Source organism: Segetibacter sp. 3557_3, from assembly GCF_004354985.1.
GTDB lineage: Bacteria > Bacteroidota > Bacteroidia > Chitinophagales > Chitinophagaceae > Segetibacter.
The window spans coordinates 1-19,279 of sequence record NZ_SMSK01000017.1 but is presented as its reverse complement, the minus strand read 5'-3'; the positions used below and the strand labels follow the sequence as shown (position 1 = coordinate 19,279).

The 19,279-nt window shown below is 47.3% G+C and carries 10 protein-coding genes; 7 read left to right on the top strand and 3 right to left on the bottom strand.

Features of this window, described 5'->3' with window-relative positions; translation table 11 throughout:
- The first annotated feature begins 5 nt into the window (after positions 1-5).
- The 4 genes from EXU57_RS20080 to EXU57_RS20065 all read left to right on the top strand — a co-directional run bounded on the left by EXU57_RS20080 (position 6) and on the right by EXU57_RS20065 (position 5,102).
- Positions 6-2,636, top strand: a complete 2,631-nt coding sequence (locus tag EXU57_RS20080) for a PKD domain-containing protein (protein WP_133270047.1) — start codon at positions 6-8, stop codon at positions 2,634-2,636.
- 81 nt (positions 2,637-2,717) lie between these two features.
- Positions 2,718-3,476, top strand: a complete 759-nt coding sequence (locus EXU57_RS20075; protein WP_133270046.1) for an SDR family NAD(P)-dependent oxidoreductase — start codon at positions 2,718-2,720, stop codon at positions 3,474-3,476.
- 421 nt (positions 3,477-3,897) lie between these two features.
- A complete protein-coding gene (locus tag EXU57_RS20070) occupies positions 3,898-4,464 on the top strand; it encodes a DUF4230 domain-containing protein (RefSeq protein ID WP_133270045.1) in 567 nt (188 codons plus the stop codon).
- Positions 4,461-5,102, top strand: coding sequence for a DUF4230 domain-containing protein (locus EXU57_RS20065; RefSeq protein WP_133270044.1), 642 nt, complete (start codon positions 4,461-4,463; stop codon positions 5,100-5,102). Before EXU57_RS20070 ends, EXU57_RS20065 begins: the two co-directional genes overlap by 4 nt.
- 535 nt (positions 5,103-5,637) lie before the next feature.
- Here EXU57_RS20065 and sprA read toward each other — a convergent pair.
- Positions 5,638-12,846: a cell surface protein SprA gene (gene sprA, locus EXU57_RS20060; protein ID WP_243745671.1), complete on the bottom strand. Its 7,209-nt coding sequence runs from the start codon at positions 12,844-12,846 to the stop codon at positions 5,638-5,640.
- Between the two features lie 175 nt (positions 12,847-13,021).
- The gene (gene ruvA, locus EXU57_RS20055) at positions 13,022-13,606 is read right to left on the bottom strand and encodes a Holliday junction branch migration protein RuvA (RefSeq protein ID WP_133270042.1); all 585 of its coding nucleotides are present in this window, start codon (positions 13,604-13,606) and stop codon (positions 13,022-13,024) included.
- A 411-nt stretch (positions 13,607-14,017) separates the two neighbouring features.
- On the opposite strand from ruvA, the gene EXU57_RS20050 reads away from it, so the two are divergent.
- From EXU57_RS20050 to EXU57_RS20040, 3 genes are all read left to right on the top strand, one after another.
- Positions 14,018-15,019, top strand: coding sequence for a beta-ketoacyl-ACP synthase III (locus tag EXU57_RS20050; RefSeq protein ID WP_133270041.1), 1,002 nt, complete (start codon positions 14,018-14,020; stop codon positions 15,017-15,019).
- A 325-nt stretch (positions 15,020-15,344) separates the two neighbouring features.
- Positions 15,345-16,688: a trans-sulfuration enzyme family protein gene (locus EXU57_RS20045; RefSeq protein WP_243745670.1), complete on the top strand. Its 1,344-nt coding sequence runs from the start codon at positions 15,345-15,347 to the stop codon at positions 16,686-16,688.
- A 10-nt stretch (positions 16,689-16,698) separates the two neighbouring features.
- A complete protein-coding gene (locus EXU57_RS20040) occupies positions 16,699-17,205 on the top strand; it encodes a GNAT family N-acetyltransferase (RefSeq protein ID WP_133270040.1) in 507 nt (168 codons plus the stop codon).
- A gap of 750 nt (positions 17,206-17,955) precedes the next feature.
- On the opposite strand, the gene fabD is transcribed toward EXU57_RS20040, so the two are convergent.
- Positions 17,956-18,846, bottom strand: a complete 891-nt coding sequence (gene fabD, locus EXU57_RS20035) for an ACP S-malonyltransferase (RefSeq protein ID WP_133270039.1) — start codon at positions 18,844-18,846, stop codon at positions 17,956-17,958.
- Positions 18,847-19,279 lie beyond the last annotated feature (433 nt).

Below are 19,279 nucleotides of genomic sequence, written 5' to 3'. Positions count from 1 at the left end.
CTAACATGAAGCGAATTATCTTTTTGCTCCTTTTCTTTTGTGCGTCCTTTTTCTCTTATGCAGGTCACATTGCCGGTGGAGAGGTTTTCTATAAATATCTTGGCCCTGGCGGGTTGGCAAATACCGATAAGTACGAAATAACACTTCGTTTGTTCCGCGAGTGTAATCCTCCCGTGGGCGGGCAGCCCATTGCGGAGATGCCCCCGGATGTTTGGCTTGGCATATTTAGAAACGCACAACCTGCACAGCTTCAAATTGAGTTTAAAGCTGTGCCCCGCGCCAGTCTTGTACCAATAAGCCTCACTACTCCTGGTCCATGCATTACCAACGCCCCGGTTGTTTGCTACCAGGTTGGCACATACACCGTTACAACTGATCTTCCCGTTTCTACAGCCGGTTACGTGATCTCGTACCAAACCTGTTGCAGAACGAACAACATCACCAATCTCCCGCTTGGTGGGGCCCAGGGTGCAACCTATGTTGCCGATATACCAGGAACAACCACGCTGGCAACAGGCAAAAATTCAAGTGCGGTATTTGTACTCAAGGATACTACGCTGGTGTGTAAAAGCGTAAACATGAACCTTGATTTTAGCGCAACCGACCCCGATGGCGACTCCTTGTCTTACTCTTTTTGCCCGGCCTATAACGGAGGTAATACCACCAGCTCAACCCCCGTACAACCATCATTGCCACCGTATGGCGTAATTAACTATGTATCGCCCTTTACGGGTAGCCAGCCGCTGGGAAATGCAGTAACAATAAATCCCAGGACCGGGATGATAACAGGGATTGCTCCCGGTGCCGGATCGTATGTGGTAAATGTTTGCGTATCTGAGTTCAGGAATGGCAGTTTGCTGACCATTCACCGCAAAGATTTTACGCTCAAAATTGGCGACTGTAGTACCACCTCGGCAAACCTTAACCCGAATGTATTCTTCCTGTGCGACAGCCTGACCCGGAGTTTTGTAAATGGTTCAACCTCGCCCAACATTAATTCATATGCATGGGAGTTTGGGGATCCTGCCTCAGGGGCAAGCAATACCTCTACTCTTCCCACTCCTTCACACACCTATTCCGATACCGGAGTTTTCAAGCTTAAGCTCACCGTTTCAAACAACACCGGGTGTACAGCAACCGACTCAGCAGTGATCAATGTTTTTCCCGGGTTTAATGCAGATTTTACGATAGCCGGAAGTTGTTTCCAAACCCCGTTTCAATTTACCGATCGTACCACAACTGCCTATGGCACCATTAACAGCTGGCGTTGGGACTTTGGCGAACTGACCAAAACCGACGATACCTCTCGCACAAGAAATCCCAGCTACCAATACCCTTCACCCGGCCCCCGAACATCAACCCTGATTGTTACAAACACCAAAGGTTGCAGCGATACCATCACCCGCCCGGTGGCGGTCCAGGATGTGCCGGCATTAAGTATGCCCTTCAAGGACACCTTGATTTGCAGTATTGACACCCTGCAGATCGTCACCCAGGGAAATGGGGTGTTTACATGGACACCTAATATCAACATCCTTAACCCCAACACCTCGAGCCCACTCGTTTTTCCAAAAGACACCATTACTTATGTGGTTACATTAAATGAGAATGGTTGTATCAAGCGCGACTCTCTAAAGGTAAATGTGGTTGATTTTATCAGGGTTGACGCAGGACGAGACACCTCCATCTGCCGGGGAGACAGCATGGTAATCCGAACAGTCAGCGATGCCCTGCAATACGTTTGGTCGCCAGGTATCGGGATAAATAACGCAGCAGCAAAACGGCCGATAGTTTCGCCAGTTGCCAATACAACCTATTATGTAACTGGTAATGTTGGCAAATGCCAGGACAGGGACTCCATCAACATCAGGGTGGCGCCATATCCTTTTGCAAATGCCGGCCGAGATACATCCATCTGTTTTGGTGAAGCTGCGCAACTGATTGGCTCAACGGTTGGGTCCTCATATACCTGGAGCCCGGCAGGTTCGCTCGCCGGAGCCAATACCTTAACACCCGTTGCAAATCCAGTAACTACCACGGCATATGTGTTAAGTGCCTTTGACACAATTGGTTGTCCTAAACCCGGGCGGGATACTGTTCTGGTAAATGTAAATCCACGCATAAGGGCCTTCGCCGGAAACGACACCTCGATTGTGCTCAATCAACCACTCCAACTAAATGCTACCGGTGGCACCATCTATGCCTGGTCGCCGGGTGTAGGAATGAATAATACCAACATACCAAATCCCCTGGTTAACCTTACTCCCGGGATTGACTCCATTACCTATCGGGTGCGGGTAAGTATACCAATTGGTTGTGCAGCAGAAGACGATATTAAAGTGCGGGTGTTCAAAACCGGACCCGACATTTTTGTACCTACTGCTTTTACCCCAAACCAGGATGGTAAAAACGATGGATTAAAGCCCATACTCGTGGGCATGCGATCACTAAGCTTCTTCAGGATTTATAACCGTTGGGGTCAGCTCGTTTACAATACATCCGAGCCGGGCAGAGGATGGGACGGCAAGATTAGTGGAGCCGACCAGGGTAGTGGAACTTTTGTTTTTATGGCAGAAGGAGTAGACTTTCTTGGTAATAAGATCGTACGAAAAGGGACAACGGTTTTAATCCGTTAATGCGTAAACAAATCGCAGTAATGATTCAATAACTTGGTCCGGCAACGGTTGTAAGCAGCGGGATTTGCTAAAAAAAACACCATGAACAAAATTATCATCATAACGGGCGCCACCTCGGGCTTTGGAAAAGCTGCTGCGGAAAAGTTTGCAGCTGAGAAATGGAACTGCATCATTACAGGCCGCCGCGAAGAACAACTGCATGCTTTTGCTGATGAACTCAGGACAAAGTACCACGTGAGGGTTTTAAGCCTTGTGTTTGATGTACAGCAAAGGGACCAGGTTTTCGCCCACCTTGGTAACTTACCGGAAGAATGGCGGCAGGTTGATGTTTTGCTGAATAATGCCGGCCTGGCACTTGGTCGTGAGCATATTGATCAGGGTGATCCGGACGATTGGGATACCATGATTGACACTAATGTGAAGGGTTTGCTGTATGTAACCCGGGCTGTGCTACCCTACCTGACGGCTCGCCGCCAGGGGCACATCATCAACCTTGGATCCGTTGCAGGCAAAGATGTATATGAAAACGGCAACGTTTATTGCGCCAGTAAGGCTGCGGTGGATACCCTTAGTCATGCCATGCGGATTGATCTTCTTCAACACAGCATTAAAGTAAGCGCAATACATCCCGGAGCTGCAAAAACCGAATTTGCTTCAGTGCGTTTTAAAGGTGATGAGGACAAGGCCGCCCAAACTTATAAGGGCTTCGAACCGCTGTCGGCGGAAGACGTTGCAGGCATAATCTACTATACCGCGTCACTTCCGGCACATATCTGTATCAATGACCTGGTGGTAACCTGTACGGCCCAGGCAGACGGGATTTACTTCTTCAAACAATAGTGCCCATTGCGCCCGATGTTACGAGCTTCAGCTTAAACTTTTGTGGTGCATTACTGCTTGCTAAGGGTGCGTCTTCTGGATTATAATATGGCTTGGTTTTGGTAATCACATCAAATGAAGCTGTTAATCAACTGCTTACGAGATTCCAAAATGCTACATTGTGAAAAAGATCACGCTGGTGTTAAGCTTTCTACAATAAAACAGCACCCATAAACAGCACACAAACAACATTCGCGACAATATCATACCGGTCCCGCCCAGCAAAGGCGGGACTTTTGATTTTGAAGGCCCCAATTGTGCAGATCAAGCCTCCCGCCTGGGTTCTACAAGCTGAAGCATACAGGGGCGCCCAGTTGATCCGTAAACCTTTGTGGTGAAAAGCAGGCTAACTTGCAGGCACAATAATTTTTGCCGTTCGCTTATGAAGCTTGTTCTGATTGCCTGTTTAATGTTCTTTTCAAGCTGTACCAGGAAAATTCCGCCGGAGGAAAAACCATCGGTACTGGCACTACGTGAAATGGGCGAACTCGCTACGGTTGAGTATACCATAACAAAAATTATAAAAGCCAGTGACGACAAAACCTGGTATAAGCTTGGAGACCGCAAAATCCTCATGAGCTGCGAAGCTTACCTGAAGGCAGGTGTTGACCTGGCTTCTTTAACCGAAAGCAGCTATAGTGTTGATGGCAAAAACATCCATATTCGCCTCCCCTCTCCGGAATTGATTAGCCTGAATATACCACCGGATAAAATCAGGGTAGAATATCAGCAGGTTGGTGCATTCAGGGATCCATTTAACAGCCAGGAACGCGATGGGCTTGCCGCCCAGGCAGAGGCTGAGATCAGGAATAGCGTAAATGCTATAGGTATTCTTCCGCAGGCAAAAGCAAATACCGCACTTTTCGTGAGCAACTTTCTCCGGCAGGCAGGCTTTCAAAACATCACCATCTCCTGGTCCGATACCCCCGGTAAAACCGTTGCACCATGAAGAGACTACGCGTAAGGAGATTTATTTACATCATACTTGCCATATTCATTGGCGTATGGATTATTAAACGGGGATTTAAGCTGCCCTCTTTACGGAACCCTTTTGCAGAGCAGCCTGTCGTGATCGACCAAACACCCATTGTGATTAAACAGGTTCGATCAATAGCGCAGTTGGTAACGGTTACGGTCCTCGACGAGGTGGTGGTTGACTCTGTGGTGGTCAACAAATCGTCTGCCTTTGCTAACGTATTCAACAGGGTTACCGCTGTACCCATGTTACCCATTACATCCCGTCGACTTGTGTTGATCTGCAAAGGCAAGGTGCTCGCGGGAACGGAATTAAACCTCGTGAACAGGCGCCATGTCAGCATAAAAAACGACTCCATATTTGTGCAGATACCCCCGGCAAAAATACTTGACCTGATCACCAATCCCTCCGACTTCGAAACCTTCGAGGAAACGGGAAGCTGGACGCCCGACGCGGTTGTACAGGTTAAATTGAAGGCACGGAAGAGGTTACACGAACGGGCGATTCAGCGCCAGATCCTTCAGCGGGCAAATACAAAGGCCATACAAATAGTTTCCACATTGCTTCAAAATTCCGGGTACAGGTATGTTTCGGTGAGCGTAAGCTCGTAATGCTCACCCCTGGTGTCCCCGCAGGAGTTGCCACCCTCGCAGGTGTTGTCACCTGCGATTAGCCTAAGCGTGATGGGGTGTGGTTGTCGCCCCCGCAGGTGTTGCCGCCCCGCAGGTGTTGTCACCTGCGGTTAAGATGAGCAAAATGCTTTGGTTGTGCCCCCAAAATTGTTGCCATCGCAGGTGTTGTCACCTGCGATAAGATAAGCGAAATGGGGTGTGGTTGTCCCCTCGCAGATGCTAATACGCACGCAGGTGTTGTCACCTGCGAGTAAGATGAGCGAAATGGTTTGGTCGTGCCCCTCGGGTGTGCTCACATCATACGGGCAAGTAGGCAAGCAGGTGACAACACCTGTATCGGCGAGTTGGTGACAACACCTGCATGTGCAAGTAGGCAAGCAGGTGACAAGACCTGCATGGGCGAGTTGGTGACAACACCTGCAGGGGCTATGGGTGACAATCCGGTTCTATAATAACACTGGGAGCAAAATGTACAGCTCCCTGTGCATCCTGCTTCCAGTTGGTGGTTATATGCTTATTGCGCAAGTGATATCCGGACCTGCAATCCTGCCCGGGTGTTAGTAACCGGAGCAGACGTAGAGATGTAAGGCACAACCCGGCGCTGATCAAAGAACAATTTCAAATTGATCCTATTGTTAAGTACATAATCAATGGATGGCTGAATGGTATAAACCTTCTGCCCCCCGGTACTAAAGGAATTGCGCTGGTCAAGCCTGCTGTTGCTGGTTGCATCATCGCGCATGCCAAGGTCCAGCCGGAAGCTAACATCATTCTCCAGCTTCTTGTTTTTCATGCCCGGCAACCTGAATGGCAGGGTAAAGCCCCGTTTACGCCAGCTGCCACCAATCGTCCACTCCGTACTGTTTACCTCGCTTAATTGAAAGTCGATTAGGCTCAGGCTTAGCTGCCGGCTCTTCTTGTACTCAAACTTTGCATTAAGCTGTCCAACCGTGGTGATGTCGATACCAAGCAAAGGACTAAACTGCTCCTGGATGGTAATATTCGGAACCAGGAAGTAAGGAATGAAGTTGCCTGATACGGTATCGATAAAGCCAGGTGCACCATATCGGAACGGATCGGAGTATAGAAGCGCACTTGTAAAGCTGTTCATTCCCAAATTCGCCGTGTAGCCATGCGTAAAGCTTATCGCGCTGAATGTTCTTGCGATTGATGGTACACGGGTAAGGCCGGTATAAGTAGCCCGCCAGTTCGGTTTTGGCTTAATGCTTCTGAAAGGGTTCGACTTGATGTTCGGATTCGACTGGTCAATGAATCCAACGGTCAATGGATCTTTGCCCGTATATGCTGCAATGAATGCAGGAATTAGTACGTCTTGCGAATACCTGCCGTACCCGGTATAGTACTGGTCGTTGGTCAGGCGGTTCGGCAACTGCTTCTGATAAGGGTTATTGTTTGCCAGTCTTTCCGAAAGAATTTGCCGGTAGTTTTCAAACGTAACAAACGTGTTGGACAGCCGGTTCGGATCTGTTTTCGTAAACAGCGTTTGGAACGCGATGTACGAAACATTAAAACCACCACTTGCCAGCGGACTCAGGTGTTTGAAGCCGCCACTGTCCGGTATATTCTTAAACAGCTCGGTGTAGTCTTTGGTAAACGTTTTGTCGATGTTCAGGTCAATGGTAAACTCCCGTAAAGGCTCAAGCTGTGCGGTAATGCTCAATTTTTGATCGAGGTTTTGCCGGAACATAAAGTTGAAGGTCGTGTCGCGGGTAATCAGGCCTTTTGCAGCTTTGGCGTTTAGCCAGTTTGTATCAGGCTGCCTGCCAAAAACATAATCAAGACCCGGCGCCATACTGCTCCAGTTTTGGCCCAGTACCCTGGTGCTGTCGGTATAACCCGGAAGCCTGCTCTGGTAATTTTCGCTGTAGTTTACCGAAGCACGACGTACCATAGTTAAAATTTTGCCTCCTGCCCTTGCGAAGCCACCCATTTCCACAGGTTGTGCCGCCCTGAGCAATCTTCTTGCCTTGCGTTCGTCTCTCCGCTGAGCGCGCCATTTTTTGAGCGCGGCTGTCCGTGCTTTTCCGGTGAGTCCTTTTAACGCTTCTGCTTTGGATGGCAGTGTCGAGGTAGAAGTAACGGCATCGGGAGGCGCACCCGGGTTCGCAGCATTCCTGTTTTTGGCATCCCTGCCATTTTTCTTTTCGTCCGAAGCGCCTGGTGCCGGCGGAGGCGGAACGGTTTCCAAAGCCCTTAACCACCTTGATTTACTATAAAGCCTGGTGAAATCAAACTCACCATTCAGGCTATGCTGAAGGCCATTTTCTATCGTATTACCGATGTCAATACCAATGTTTCGGGCAAGCCTGCTCGCACCAATCCAACTGTAATTCGTCGAGTAGCTATACCGTGCAGTTACCCATTCAAGTATAGGCACCTTTGAAAAAGGAAGGGTATAACTCGCAATGGCTTTTTGCTGATACAAGGTATTCCGGCCACCTTTAAAGAAGTTCTCTTTAACGGTGTCTCGTTTGAATTTGGTGTCTAGGCGCCCTTCCGGCTCGTCGATACGGGCGTTGTTTACGGCAGAGAAATCCAGGTTCAGCGAACGGGTAAGATCCCAGCGGAAATTATAGTAGCGATCAAACGTAAAATACTTGTCGTAGGTAGTGTCTACCCTGTCTACCTTCTGATCGAAGTTGTTTACAATGCGTGGTACATATTCACCGTACTGCCGGTTAATGTCGGCACGTACCTGTAGCAGGCTTGGGTTCAGGTTGAAATTCAGGTCCCTTACCAACGAGTACCATGGAGAACGCGACCTGATAAAACGTTTAAAGGGCTCTATATATTTAGGTTGGGCATTATAGGTATAACCAATCCCGCCACGATGTTTGATCAGGTCGTTTTTGAGAATGAGTGGATTGGTTTGCTCAAACTTGATATAGGAGTAACTGACGTCGATATTGCTTGGGCTCCAGATACGCATCCTGCCCGTAGGTTGTAGCCTTACGTTGGTAAAATTGAGCGTCTTGATCGTTGTCTTATCAATGGCATCCCTTCTTATAGAATCCCTTTGCTTACCCGAGCTGTTATTCAGCTTTGTCTTTAACAGCAGATCCTGGTCGTAGGGGTCGTACTCAGGCGTACGAACGGTTTGGCTGATGCTTGCGTACAGGGGTACGGAAAGTCCGAATTGTTTCGGCAACAGCTTACCAAGTTCAAGGTTGGTTGCGGCGTCAAATTGAGAAAAGTTTTCACGCGCACGCTCGTTAACCCTTTGCTCAAGCGTACCAAAACCTTTGGTGTACGTATTTGCAGAAACCGACAGGTTACCAAGATCGGCCATGTTGATGTCGACCCGTCCCAATGCCGCATATCCACCGCTTTCGTCAAGCCGTGAAAAGCGCAATTCATTTACCCAAACTTCGGCGTCTACCGTTACGTCCCTGTCATTATTTTCTACCCCGATAAAAAATGCCCGTACTTCCCCGAGGTTGGGATTCCCTTTTACAGAGAAGGTCTTTGTACCAATGATCTCGCGGTATATCGTATCCAAAGCATTGCTCCGGCTTGCATTTCTACGAAGTTTCAGCTGAACAAGTTCCTGGATGTCAAAGTCAAGCGTATTAGAGTCTGGCCAAACCCTTTTTTGGCCGGCTTCATCGTTAACATACCGGCCCTCCGGCGTCACGGCCAGCGGGATTTTAATTTCATAGTAGTTATTCAGGAAATCCTGCCCGATGCGGACAACTGCTGACAATTGACCATTGTAAACGCGGGTTGCATTTGGCACACTTTCAGCGTGTACAAACATGTTTAAACGACCAAATTGGCGCATATCCAGGTTCATCGTTTTAAATACCCCCCTCGCTTCCTTTTTCCCCAGGTTCCTGATCTGGAAACTCATCGCCTGCTCATTCTGCAGGATATTAATGTTATTGTTGCTCAGCTGCTGTACCCGCTCGATGCCTGGTGGTATCAGGTAGTTTACCGGGAACCTGCTGCTGTTTTCCTCCAGGTTCACCGCAAGCACATTGAAGCGCGTAGCAGAGCTTTGGGTGATCGGCCGGTAAGCTCCGGTAGTATCCAATTCAAACTGGAATGTTCTCCATTGATTACGTACCAGGTCAAGCCGTGCAAAACGCAACACCACAGAGTCCTCAAAGTCGGTCAGGAACATCCGCATAAAGCGAATGGACTTAAAATCTGGTATGTTTCCGATCTTACTTTGGTAGTCGCGTATCGGAACCCTGAACAGGTACCAGTTTTCCTGGCCTGTAGAGTCGTTAGGATAACGTACGGTAACCACACGTTTGTCTGTAATGTATTTGCTGTTGCCCACATCCATCCCCGGCTTCAGGTCAACTTCATATTGGTAGTACTCCTCAGATTCGTTAAGCGTATTGTCGCGGTTTAAATCTTCGTTATCGGGGTAAAGGGTAGCTGCCGGACTAAACTCACTTGTACCTGTCGCGATTGGTGAATTGCCTTGTGAGTTATTAAAATTTTTGTAGCGTCCAAGTATGCCGGTGTTCGTTGCATCGAATGACGGATCGCGGTACCAGCGGTAGTTATCGTTAGATGGGTCGGTTAGTCTTTGCTGGTATAAAGGAGAGGTTGCACCGAAAGTGCTTGATATGCTTTGCAGGTAGCTGCTTCTTTTTCTTGCTTCTGCCGAATCCGACAAACCATCAAAACCAAGATCCTGGAAAGCCCTGTCGTTTGGATCATTGCTAAACGCCTGGGTGATCTGGATCGGGTTAATGGGTGTTCTGCCCCATGTCGTTTCCTCAGTAGCTGTCGGCTGGTTTGGAGTTGGCAGACCATTTTCGTAAAAACGATGGCCGTCTTTTAAGATGTCTTCGCTTAACGTACCCAGGTTTAGGTACAGCTTACCACCTGAACTATTTTGCTTCTTTATAAAAGGATCTTGTATCCAGAATTCAATAAACTCAACATTGCTGGTTTCAAAATCGGTTTGTTCAATGCTGCGCATCAGTCCACCCCAGCGTTCCTTTGGCCTCCTGAATCTACCTGCTGCATCGAGTTCGGTAGCCCTCGACTCAAAATTGTAGGGACCCATTTCTGTGGGATAATACGCCAGGTCGAATGTTGGCTGCTGGTTACTTCCCAGGTTAAGGCTCCGTTGGGGAAACAGTTCCTGCGAGTATACCGTGCGTACACGTGGATCGCTCAGTTGACTAACGTCTCTACGCAATGGGTTATTGATGCTACCCTTATCCTGTAATATCGGTTCTATATTATACCAGGCAAGTTTTGCCCTGTTCCGGTTGTATGCAACGGAGTCGTTCAAGCTTGCTTCCGGAAACAAGCCATTCCCCTGCGGCGTGGAAGCAAGTGCCCATGATATGAATGGGAAACGCAGGTCAATGCTGTTCCGCGTTCCTTCAAAATCGTCAACATAGCTCAAACCTTCATTGCCCTTACCAATCTGCCTTGGGTGGCCCGGCTTCAACACCGCAGCTTCACCATAGGCATTGATGGTACTCATAGTATTGGTATTGTAAAAAGGCAGCTTATCCAGTAAACGCGTCAGCTTGGGAAAATCAGATCGATAATTGAAGTCGAGTCCATACATCGTGTTACGGATCGGGTCCTCGCCGTAGTTGGTCTTGGTGAAAAACGGGCGCTCACCCAAACGCGCCATAGATGCGCCAAGCGAAAGTTTTTTGCTGGCAAGATAGTCGAGCCGCATTCCCATGAAGTTCCTTTGTTGAATACCAAAACCTGCATTGTTTTCAAAAGAAACATTCACCGGTAAGCCGGTATTTAAGATGGCCTGGTTTAGAATTTTAACCGTACCGAGGTTATAGTCGATAGAGTAATCAAAACCTTCCCGCAAAATCTGGCCACCGGCTGATACCGTCACCGAACCTTGTGGAACATTGAATGCACCCAGGTATATTTCAGAAGAAGAACTCCCCTTGCCAGACCCCTGCATTACGTACCGGTTCAGGTTGGCGAAAGTTTGGGCTATGGCTTTAATCGAATCGTAAAGCTGGTAATAAACGTATTTGCTTTTGATGTTCTGCGGCATACCCGGGAAAGCAAGTGCGTCCAGGTCACGTCCAAAAGGTTCCCTGACCGGGAAAATCACCTTACCCAATTGCGGCAATACGGTAAAGCCATCTACATAGTCGAATACCCCATCCGGCAAAGGGTCATTTTGGTTGTTCAGCCGGTCGAGGTTTAATATCCGCAGAAGCGAACGCCCTTCTACTGAAGGCGCACTTTCCGGTAAAAAACGCTTGAGACCTCCGCTTGGTTCCTCGTATAGTACATTGAGTTTGAAATCCTGCCGCTGAATACCCGGAAGGTCAAGCGAATAAACGTTTTTCATCATCCAGTCCCAAATGGGTAGACCCGGGCGCTGCGACGTAGCCTTCAATAACTTTAGGAACAAAACTTTTTGTACGCCCTGGCGCGAAGAGTCAAGGGTAACATCCTGCGAAAATTCACCCACCTGGAAAACCCTGCCATTGTAACTATATTGAAAAGCTACACCCAACACTTCATCGGGTTGCAGTTGTTGGTTTAACGTAACAAAACCCACCTGCGGGTTATACACGAATTCATTTGGTGAAAGTTTGCGGGCGAAAGTCTTCTCAAAGTCCTCAACAGGCCTTAACCCTCTTGATAACAGGATGCTGTTGATGGCTGTCGGGTTGCGGTTTGTGGCCGCGTTGCCGGCCAGAAAAGTATAGAGGTTATTGGCACCATTTGCCGGCAAACCTCCTGGTACAACACCGGTTGGCTGGTTAACCGGGTTAAAAGGAGCTGGTTCCCCAAGGTCCATCAGTCCCACAACATCACGTGTTTCGGTAGTGGCTCCGGTCCGGTTGGTTACCCAAACCTCCATGCGCAATATCTGAACCTGGCTATTAACAACCGGCAGATTTTGCATGGCTTTATTATAGTTATCGTAGAAATACTGACCGAGGTAAAAGTGCCTGTTTTCTTCGTAATCATCCAGGCGTTTTTCAAATCGTTGCGTGGTAGCACCGCCTTGTAGCGCAAGCGATTGTCTTTGCGATTTCTGGTTGGCAAATACACCCGTGAAAAACATTTTGCCAAACTGCAGTTGAGTCTTGATACCAAATAAACTCTGTGCGCTGGGTATCAGGGTACCTTTAGAAGTAAACGAAACATTACCGGCTTCAATCGATTTGATGATCTCATCATCCATTCCCTTGTAGTCAAGCTTCAACTGGTTTTCAAAATCGAAGTTTGCAAGGGTATTGTAGTTAATCGGCAGCTTCAGTTTGTCGCCGATGTTGGCAATCACGTTTACATTGGCATTCATGTCGAAATCGAAACCGCCATTGCGACGCGCCCTTTCCGGCAGGGTTGGGTTCTTAATATTCTGTCCCTGGTAGCCCGCCATGATGTCCACATTTCCCTGCGGACGAATATCCACTTTTAAACCGCCGGGGCCTACGCCAAAAATCCGGTCGAAAAGTTTGTCATACATCTTCATCTTAGGCCTTACCACCTTTCTGTTCAGGCTGCTTAATGTATTCGCTCTTTTCTTAAAGTAGTCTATTTCTGCCTGCCTTCCCTGTAAGCGCATCATTTCGTCGTAGGTAAGATAGGTAGGCGAACGATAGTTGCTGTTCCCTATTTTCTCATTAATATAATATCGGCGCGTTTTAGGATCGTATTGAATATCGCGTTTAATGAAACCTGTGTCTGCAAGATTAAAAGGGTTTGGGTTTGAATAAGTAAAAGGGTCGCCCAAACGGTCCTTTAAAGGGTAACGAACCGTGTCGGTAGCAGGTGAGGGAGTTGGGGCTTGAGCGAATAGAAAATTACAGCTAACCAAAAAGGTTACTGCAAATAATATAGGAAAGCGGACCGAATTTTGGATTGTGATCACTTGTGTTCACTGGGTTAGGTACAGATCTAACGATAGGCTAAACGTTTTTTAATGCCTGTTTTATCAGGTCTTCCAGGATTGTGGTATCCGGGTTGGCAAGTAGGGCTTTTTTAATGGCCTGTTCTGCCTGTGGTCGCACAATACCTAAAGAAACCAATGCATTTAACGCATCTGTTTCCATTTTATTACTTGCTGATGGTAAAACTGTTGATTCCAGTGAAATTTTTCCCAATTTATCCCTTAGCTCCAGTACCAGTCGTTCCGCAGTTTTTCTACCTATCCCCTTGATGCTTTCCAGTTGGCGGGCGTTGCCCTGCACAATTGCCCGTACGGTCTCATCGGGCTTCATTCCAGACAACATCATTCTGGCCGTTGCTGCACCAACTCCCGAAACACTTATTAAATGAATAAACAAATCTTTTTCAGCCTGCTCGGCAAAGCCATAGAGCGTTTGCGCATTTTCAGTAATCTGCAAATAGGTGAACAGTAAACCCGTCGTTTTGCCGTTTATCGCAGAGTAGGTGTTTAAGCTGATCTGGCACTCATACCCTACACCATTTACGTCCACAACAACCTGCGCAGGGTTTCTTACGAGAAAATTACCTCTGAGAAATGAAATCAAAATATTGGGTTTAGCAGCCTTCAAAAATAAGGGAAGGCTTGGGGAAGTACAAATAATATTTTCCGGAATCAAAGCAGTACAGGTAAATGATAATGGCCGGCCATCAATGGCGTTTTTTTGCGCTATAACCACGTTTTTTTGGTGACCGGCATTTGTATTTCATGGTGATCATCGTTGCTACGCTCAGTTCAACAATTGGCTTTTCATGGGGTCTTTTTATGTCAGATCTGGAATCCGCATCCTGCTACCCCAATACGCCTTGAACCAGCAAGGCTATCGAACATGAAATCTTCTCGCTTACATCCAGCCCGAAAACTCCTGCTGTGCTATTACACAATTCTGGTAAGGTATGGCGTTCACCGATTTCAACTTTATCAACTACTTTTATTCACGAAAAAACAGAATCAAAAGATGCAAGAAAAAATTCAGGCAGCGATTACCGCGGTAGGAGGTTATGTTCCGGAATACAGGTTAACAAACAAAATCCTCGAAACGATGGTAGATACCAACGACGAATGGATTAAAACACGAACAGGGGTTGAGGAAAGAAGAATATTAAAAGGTGAGGGTAAAGCTACCTCCGATATGGGAGCACCTGCTGTACTTGATCTGTGCAAAAAAAGAGGTATCGATCCTGCCGAAATTGATTGCATTATCTGCTGCACCGTCACCGCCGACATGTTGTTTCCGGCAACGGCGAATCTTATTGCGCATAAGGTTGGCGCAGTAAACTGTTTTGGCTTCGACCTGGGTGCTGCCTGCTCGGGATTTCTTTTTGGCGTTACAACCGGTACAGCCTTTATTGAAAGTGGCCGGTACAAAAAAGTTGTTGTGGTTGGCGCCGATAAAATGAGTGCTATCGTAGACTACAGCGATCGCACAACCTGTATCTTATTTGGCGATGGTGCCGGTGCAGTTCTGCTGGAGCCCGGTGAACCGGGATTTGGGGTAATGGATAGCATTTTAAAAAGCGATGGTAGCGGGGGCAAATTCCTGCATCAGAAAGCCGGAGGCTCACTAAAACCGTCCAGTATGGAAACCGTTGCTGCAAAGGAACATTATATCTACCAGGAGGGCCAGGCTGTATTCAAGTTTGCCGTAGTAGGAATGGCAGACGTTGCTTACGAACTGTTGCAACGAAATAACCTTACCGGTGAGGACATTTCCTGGTTGGTTCCGCACCAGGCCAATAAACGTATCATCGATGCTACAGCAAACAGGATAGGCATTCCCTCTCAAAAGGTGATGCTCAATATTCAAAAGTTTGGCAATACCACGTCCGCAACTATTCCTTTGTGCTTGTGGGAATGGGAGAACAAATTAAAGAAAGGCGACAACCTTGTTTTCGCGGCATTTGGCGGAGGCTTTACCTGGGGCTCAACACTGGTAAAGTGGGCATATGATCCGAAATAATTGAGGATGTTACCGGTTATTTTCCGTGCTGCAAATTTTTGTAAGCAAGTAGTAAATTCTCGCGTGCAAACCTCGCAACAAACTACCAGGGTACACTTATGTAAAAAGCCCTCGTGGGATAGCCCTGGCCAGTCAGGCACGAGATAGCACATGCCCGATAATTCAAATACTCAAAACCAATACGTGTCGCGAAGTAACCATTTCTTTCCCGCAGTCACAGGTTGTTTACATATTGACGGACCGGAATACCTTTAAATAAGGGTAAGCTGCTCGCCAGCAAAACTACGTTGTATAACCCCTGGTCGTACTTGCAAACCATAAGGGAATGGGTTTTGCACTGCTCGTTCTACCCTGCCGGAGTAAAATCAAATATGTTCTTTTCCCGCAGGTTCAAACCAATTTCCCGGCACTAACATTAAAGTCAACAATCAAGAGTATGTCAGAAGAAAAGCTTCCCTTCACAGGTTTCAGTTCCGTGTCCATTCACGGCAATCAGAATAAACATCCGAATTCTGCACACATTACACCAATATACGCTACGTCAACCTTCACCTTTGATACTGCACAACAAGGTATGGAGCGCTTCGACGGGCAACAAGAGGGATACATTTACAGCCGTTGGGGCAATCCCACATTTACAGATGCTGAAAAAGTAATTGAGGCGCTCGAGTGCTTCAATCTTAAGGATAGTAATGGAGCCCCCCTCCAGGTTAAAGCCATTCTGCATGCAAGCGGACAGGCAGCCATGACAACCATGTTTATGGCGAACCTGAAACCGGGCGATAAAATCCTAAGCCATTATTCGCTGTACGGTGGCACACAGGAGTTGATGCTAAAGGTGCTGAACCAAACAGGTGTCGAAACCATTATCGTCGACCTGCGCGACCTCGAACTCACCGAAAGAACGCTGAAAGAAAACCCGGGCATCCGGATCGTACACATTGAAACCCCTGCGAATCCCACCATCCAGTGTGTAGATATTGAGGAGGTCACCAGGATTGCAAAGCGCTATGGCACCCTGGTAACAGTAGACAATACTTTTGCTACCCCGTACCTGCAACAGCCCTTTAAATATGGTGTTGACTTTGTTTTTCATTCGACTACGAAATTTTTGAATGGTCATGGCACCGCAATCGGCGGTGTGCTGCTGGGGAGAGATATCGAGTTCATGAATACACGCGCCACCAAGTGGCACCGCCTCCTGGGAGGAAATAGCAATCCCTTCGATGCGTTCCTGCTGCTCCAGGGCATGAAAACGCTGGAGATTCGCATGGATCGACACTGCAGCAATGCGGTTGAGACTGCCGCCTTTCTCGAAAAACACCCTCATGTAGAAAAAGTCAATTATACCGGCTTGTCCTCCCATCCTGATTTTAAAACTGCGCAAAAGCAAATGAATCATCCTGGTGCTATGCTTAGTTTCGAGCTTAAAGGCGGTATAGAGTCCGGAAAGAATTTCATTGATAAGTTGAAGATGTGCGTACGCGCAGTGTCTCTGGGAACTGTAGACACCCTTATCTCCCATCCCGCTTCGATGACTCACTATGGGGTAGCAAAAGAACACCGCGAAAAATACGGGATCACCGACGGTCTTATCCGGATGAGTGTAGGTATTGAAAACCTGCCGGATATTTTAAACGATCTTGACCAGGCTTTGAGCACGACTTAAACTTCTCACAATGGATAACGTGGTAATCAGGAGGGCAGAAAAACGGGACTGCAGCCGTTTACTTGAACTTGTCAGGGAACTTGCCCATTACGAACGGGCGCCCGACGAAGTCACCATTACTCCCGAACATTTTGAAGAGAGCGGCTTTGGCAATAAGCCGGTATGGTGGGCATTTGTTGCTGAAGTTAATGGAACGGTAGAGGGGTTTGCCCTCTACTACATTCGGTTCAGCACGTGGAAAGGACAGCGCATGTACCTCGAGGATCTGGTTGTAACAGAAAAGATGCGCGGCAAAGGATTGGGAAAAAGACTATTTGACCAATTGTTTGCTGAAGCTTCCGCCAAAGGTTTGGGTGGTATTTCATGGCAGGTGTTGGAATGGAATGAACCGGCAATAAATTTTTATAAAAAACTTTCAGCTGCTTTCGATGGTGAGTGGATCAATTGTAGCGTGAATGTCGGCTCTGCTGCCTATTCGGATGCTGAACACCTGGATGGTCATCACCCATTGAACTAATAGTTGTTGGCGGTATAAAAAAAACCGGCTTTTCAGCCGGCTTCTACTGTGCGCTTCTCGTGTGCATTATAAACCTGCGCTAGTATCGTATCAAATAATATTCATTTCAGATCAGCAGCTTTATCGATGGTGGCACCCGACGTCTTGTGGTCATTTCGGGCAACCCGGATCAAGGCCGCACCCTACCTACAATCGCTTTTCTATGATGACGACAACACCCAATTCAGTTGCATCCCTGGATAATAACCATACAGCCCGGATATTGTTCTTTTAACTCAGTCCTGAGTTAAGCGATGTCAGAACAGAGCATTCATCTTTACTGGTAAAGATTTTCTCCTCCCTGGATCGAAAATGCTTTGAAACCTTTTTAACAACACCCGTCCTCAACATCATTGAGGTACGCATTTAAGGCACCCGCGGTTCATGTTACAAATGCCTAAAATTCTTCTTCTCTATAAAGCTTCGTCGGTCAACACGTATGCAATAGCCTAAACGTTCTTGAAAATAGTTGCCTTGCACAGTTAATGTGATTACTACCAACCTATTCCATATACACAAAGCCCGTCAAAGCTCCGATCGTTCAACTTGAGCTGTGCTGGTTGATTCCGAAAAAATTCCCTGCCAATTTAATGCTTTAGCAAACTATTAACATCCCTTTCGGTAGAAAATTTTTAATTATTCTTTCAAAATCTTCTACAAAACAGAAAAGCTGCCCGGTAAAGGGCAGCTTTCTTAATATATATTCAGGTATCAGCTAATTCCGGCTACAACGGCATCTTTATAGATTTTGCTGGCTAACCCTTGCAGTACTTTGCCCGGCCCCACTTCGGTAAATCGGCCGGCACTATCATTTACCATAGCCAATATGGTTTGGGTCCACCTGACTGGTCCGGTAAGTTGCTCAATGAGGTTATTTTTTATCGCGTCAGGATCAGTAACAGCGGTTGCGACTACGTTCTGGTAAACTGCACAGGCCGGGGGATTAAAAACAGTGTTTTTTATCGCGCGTTCGAGTTCATCTTTTGCCGGGGACATCAGAGGGCTATGGAAAGCTCCCCCCACGGGTAATACGAGTGCCCGTTTTGCCCCGGCCTCTTTCATCCTTGCGCAAGCTACCTCTACACCCTTAATTGATCCACTGATCACCAGCTGCCCCGGGCAGTTGTAATTAGCTGCTACTACTACTTCCCCCGTTTCCTCACGCACTTCAAAAGCTATCTTTTCCACCAGCTCATCACTTAGCGCCAAAACCGCGGCCATTGTTGAAGGAACCATCTCGCATGCACGTTGCATTGCTTTTGCCCTAATGCTTACGAGCTTCAGCCCATCTTCGAAGCAAATGGTGCCGTTAGCAACAAGTGCCGAAAACTCGCCAAGTGAGTGCCCGGCAACCATATCCGGGCTTGGATTTTCAATTGTACGATAAGCCATGATGGAATGAAGGAATACTGCAGGCTGGGTAACGTCGGTTTGCTTGAGGTCCTCATCGCTGCCGCTAAACATTACTTCAGAAATACGAAAGCCAAGGATTTCATCAGCCTGGTCAAGAAGCTCCCTGGATACTTCATGGTTTTCATACAGGGCCTTTCCCATACCTGGGAACTGACTACCCTGGCCGGGAAAAAGATAGGCGTGTTTCATGCAATGTTATTTCGCACGAAAATAGTGAAATGAGGGCTTGTGAAATTTGCGGGTTTACATAACTAGAATAACAACGATTCTGTCCGGGTGTAGAGGGCACCCGCTCTGCAAGGGTATGTGTTTGTAATTCGTGAGAAAAGTGAGCGCATATCATTTACTGGTTGCTAATTTTTAAATCGTTCGGGAAGCCTCACTTCCCAAAAACGAAACAGAAAACCAAATACTTAATACCTCATTCCTGAATTCCCAATTCCCAACAATGTTGTTTAGTTAAGCCTTTGCACTGCATCAAAGCTGCGTATTGTAATTGTAGTACAAGGTCTCATGTATGAGATGCGGGAGACTTGTAAATAAAAAAGGGTCCTGTAAAAGTGTAAATTGAGTTAAGGAATAATCAATCACTTTAAAAACAGAGACCCTATGACACAAGTTA

Excerpts from the sequence above, each read along its gene's own strand:
- EXU57_RS20080 (WP_133270047.1), top strand. The coding sequence starts at position 6 with ATGAAGCGAATTATCTTTTTGCTCCTTTTCTTTTGTGCGTCCTTTTTC.
- EXU57_RS20075 (WP_133270046.1), top strand. The coding sequence starts at position 2,718 with ATGAACAAAATTATCATCATAACGGGCGCCACCTCGGGCTTTGGAAAA.
- EXU57_RS20070 (WP_133270045.1), top strand. The coding sequence starts at position 3,898 with ATGAAGCTTGTTCTGATTGCCTGTTTAATGTTCTTTTCAAGCTGTACC.
- EXU57_RS20065 (WP_133270044.1), top strand. The coding sequence starts at position 4,461 with ATGAAGAGACTACGCGTAAGGAGATTTATTTACATCATACTTGCCATA.
- EXU57_RS20050 (WP_133270041.1), top strand. The coding sequence starts at position 14,018 with ATGCAAGAAAAAATTCAGGCAGCGATTACCGCGGTAGGAGGTTATGTT.
- EXU57_RS20045 (WP_243745670.1), top strand. The coding sequence starts at position 15,345 with ATGGGTTTTGCACTGCTCGTTCTACCCTGCCGGAGTAAAATCAAATAT.
- EXU57_RS20040 (WP_133270040.1), top strand. The coding sequence starts at position 16,699 with ATGGATAACGTGGTAATCAGGAGGGCAGAAAAACGGGACTGCAGCCGT.
- fabD (WP_133270039.1), bottom strand. The coding sequence starts at position 18,846 with ATGAAACACGCCTATCTTTTTCCCGGCCAGGGTAGTCAGTTCCCAGGT.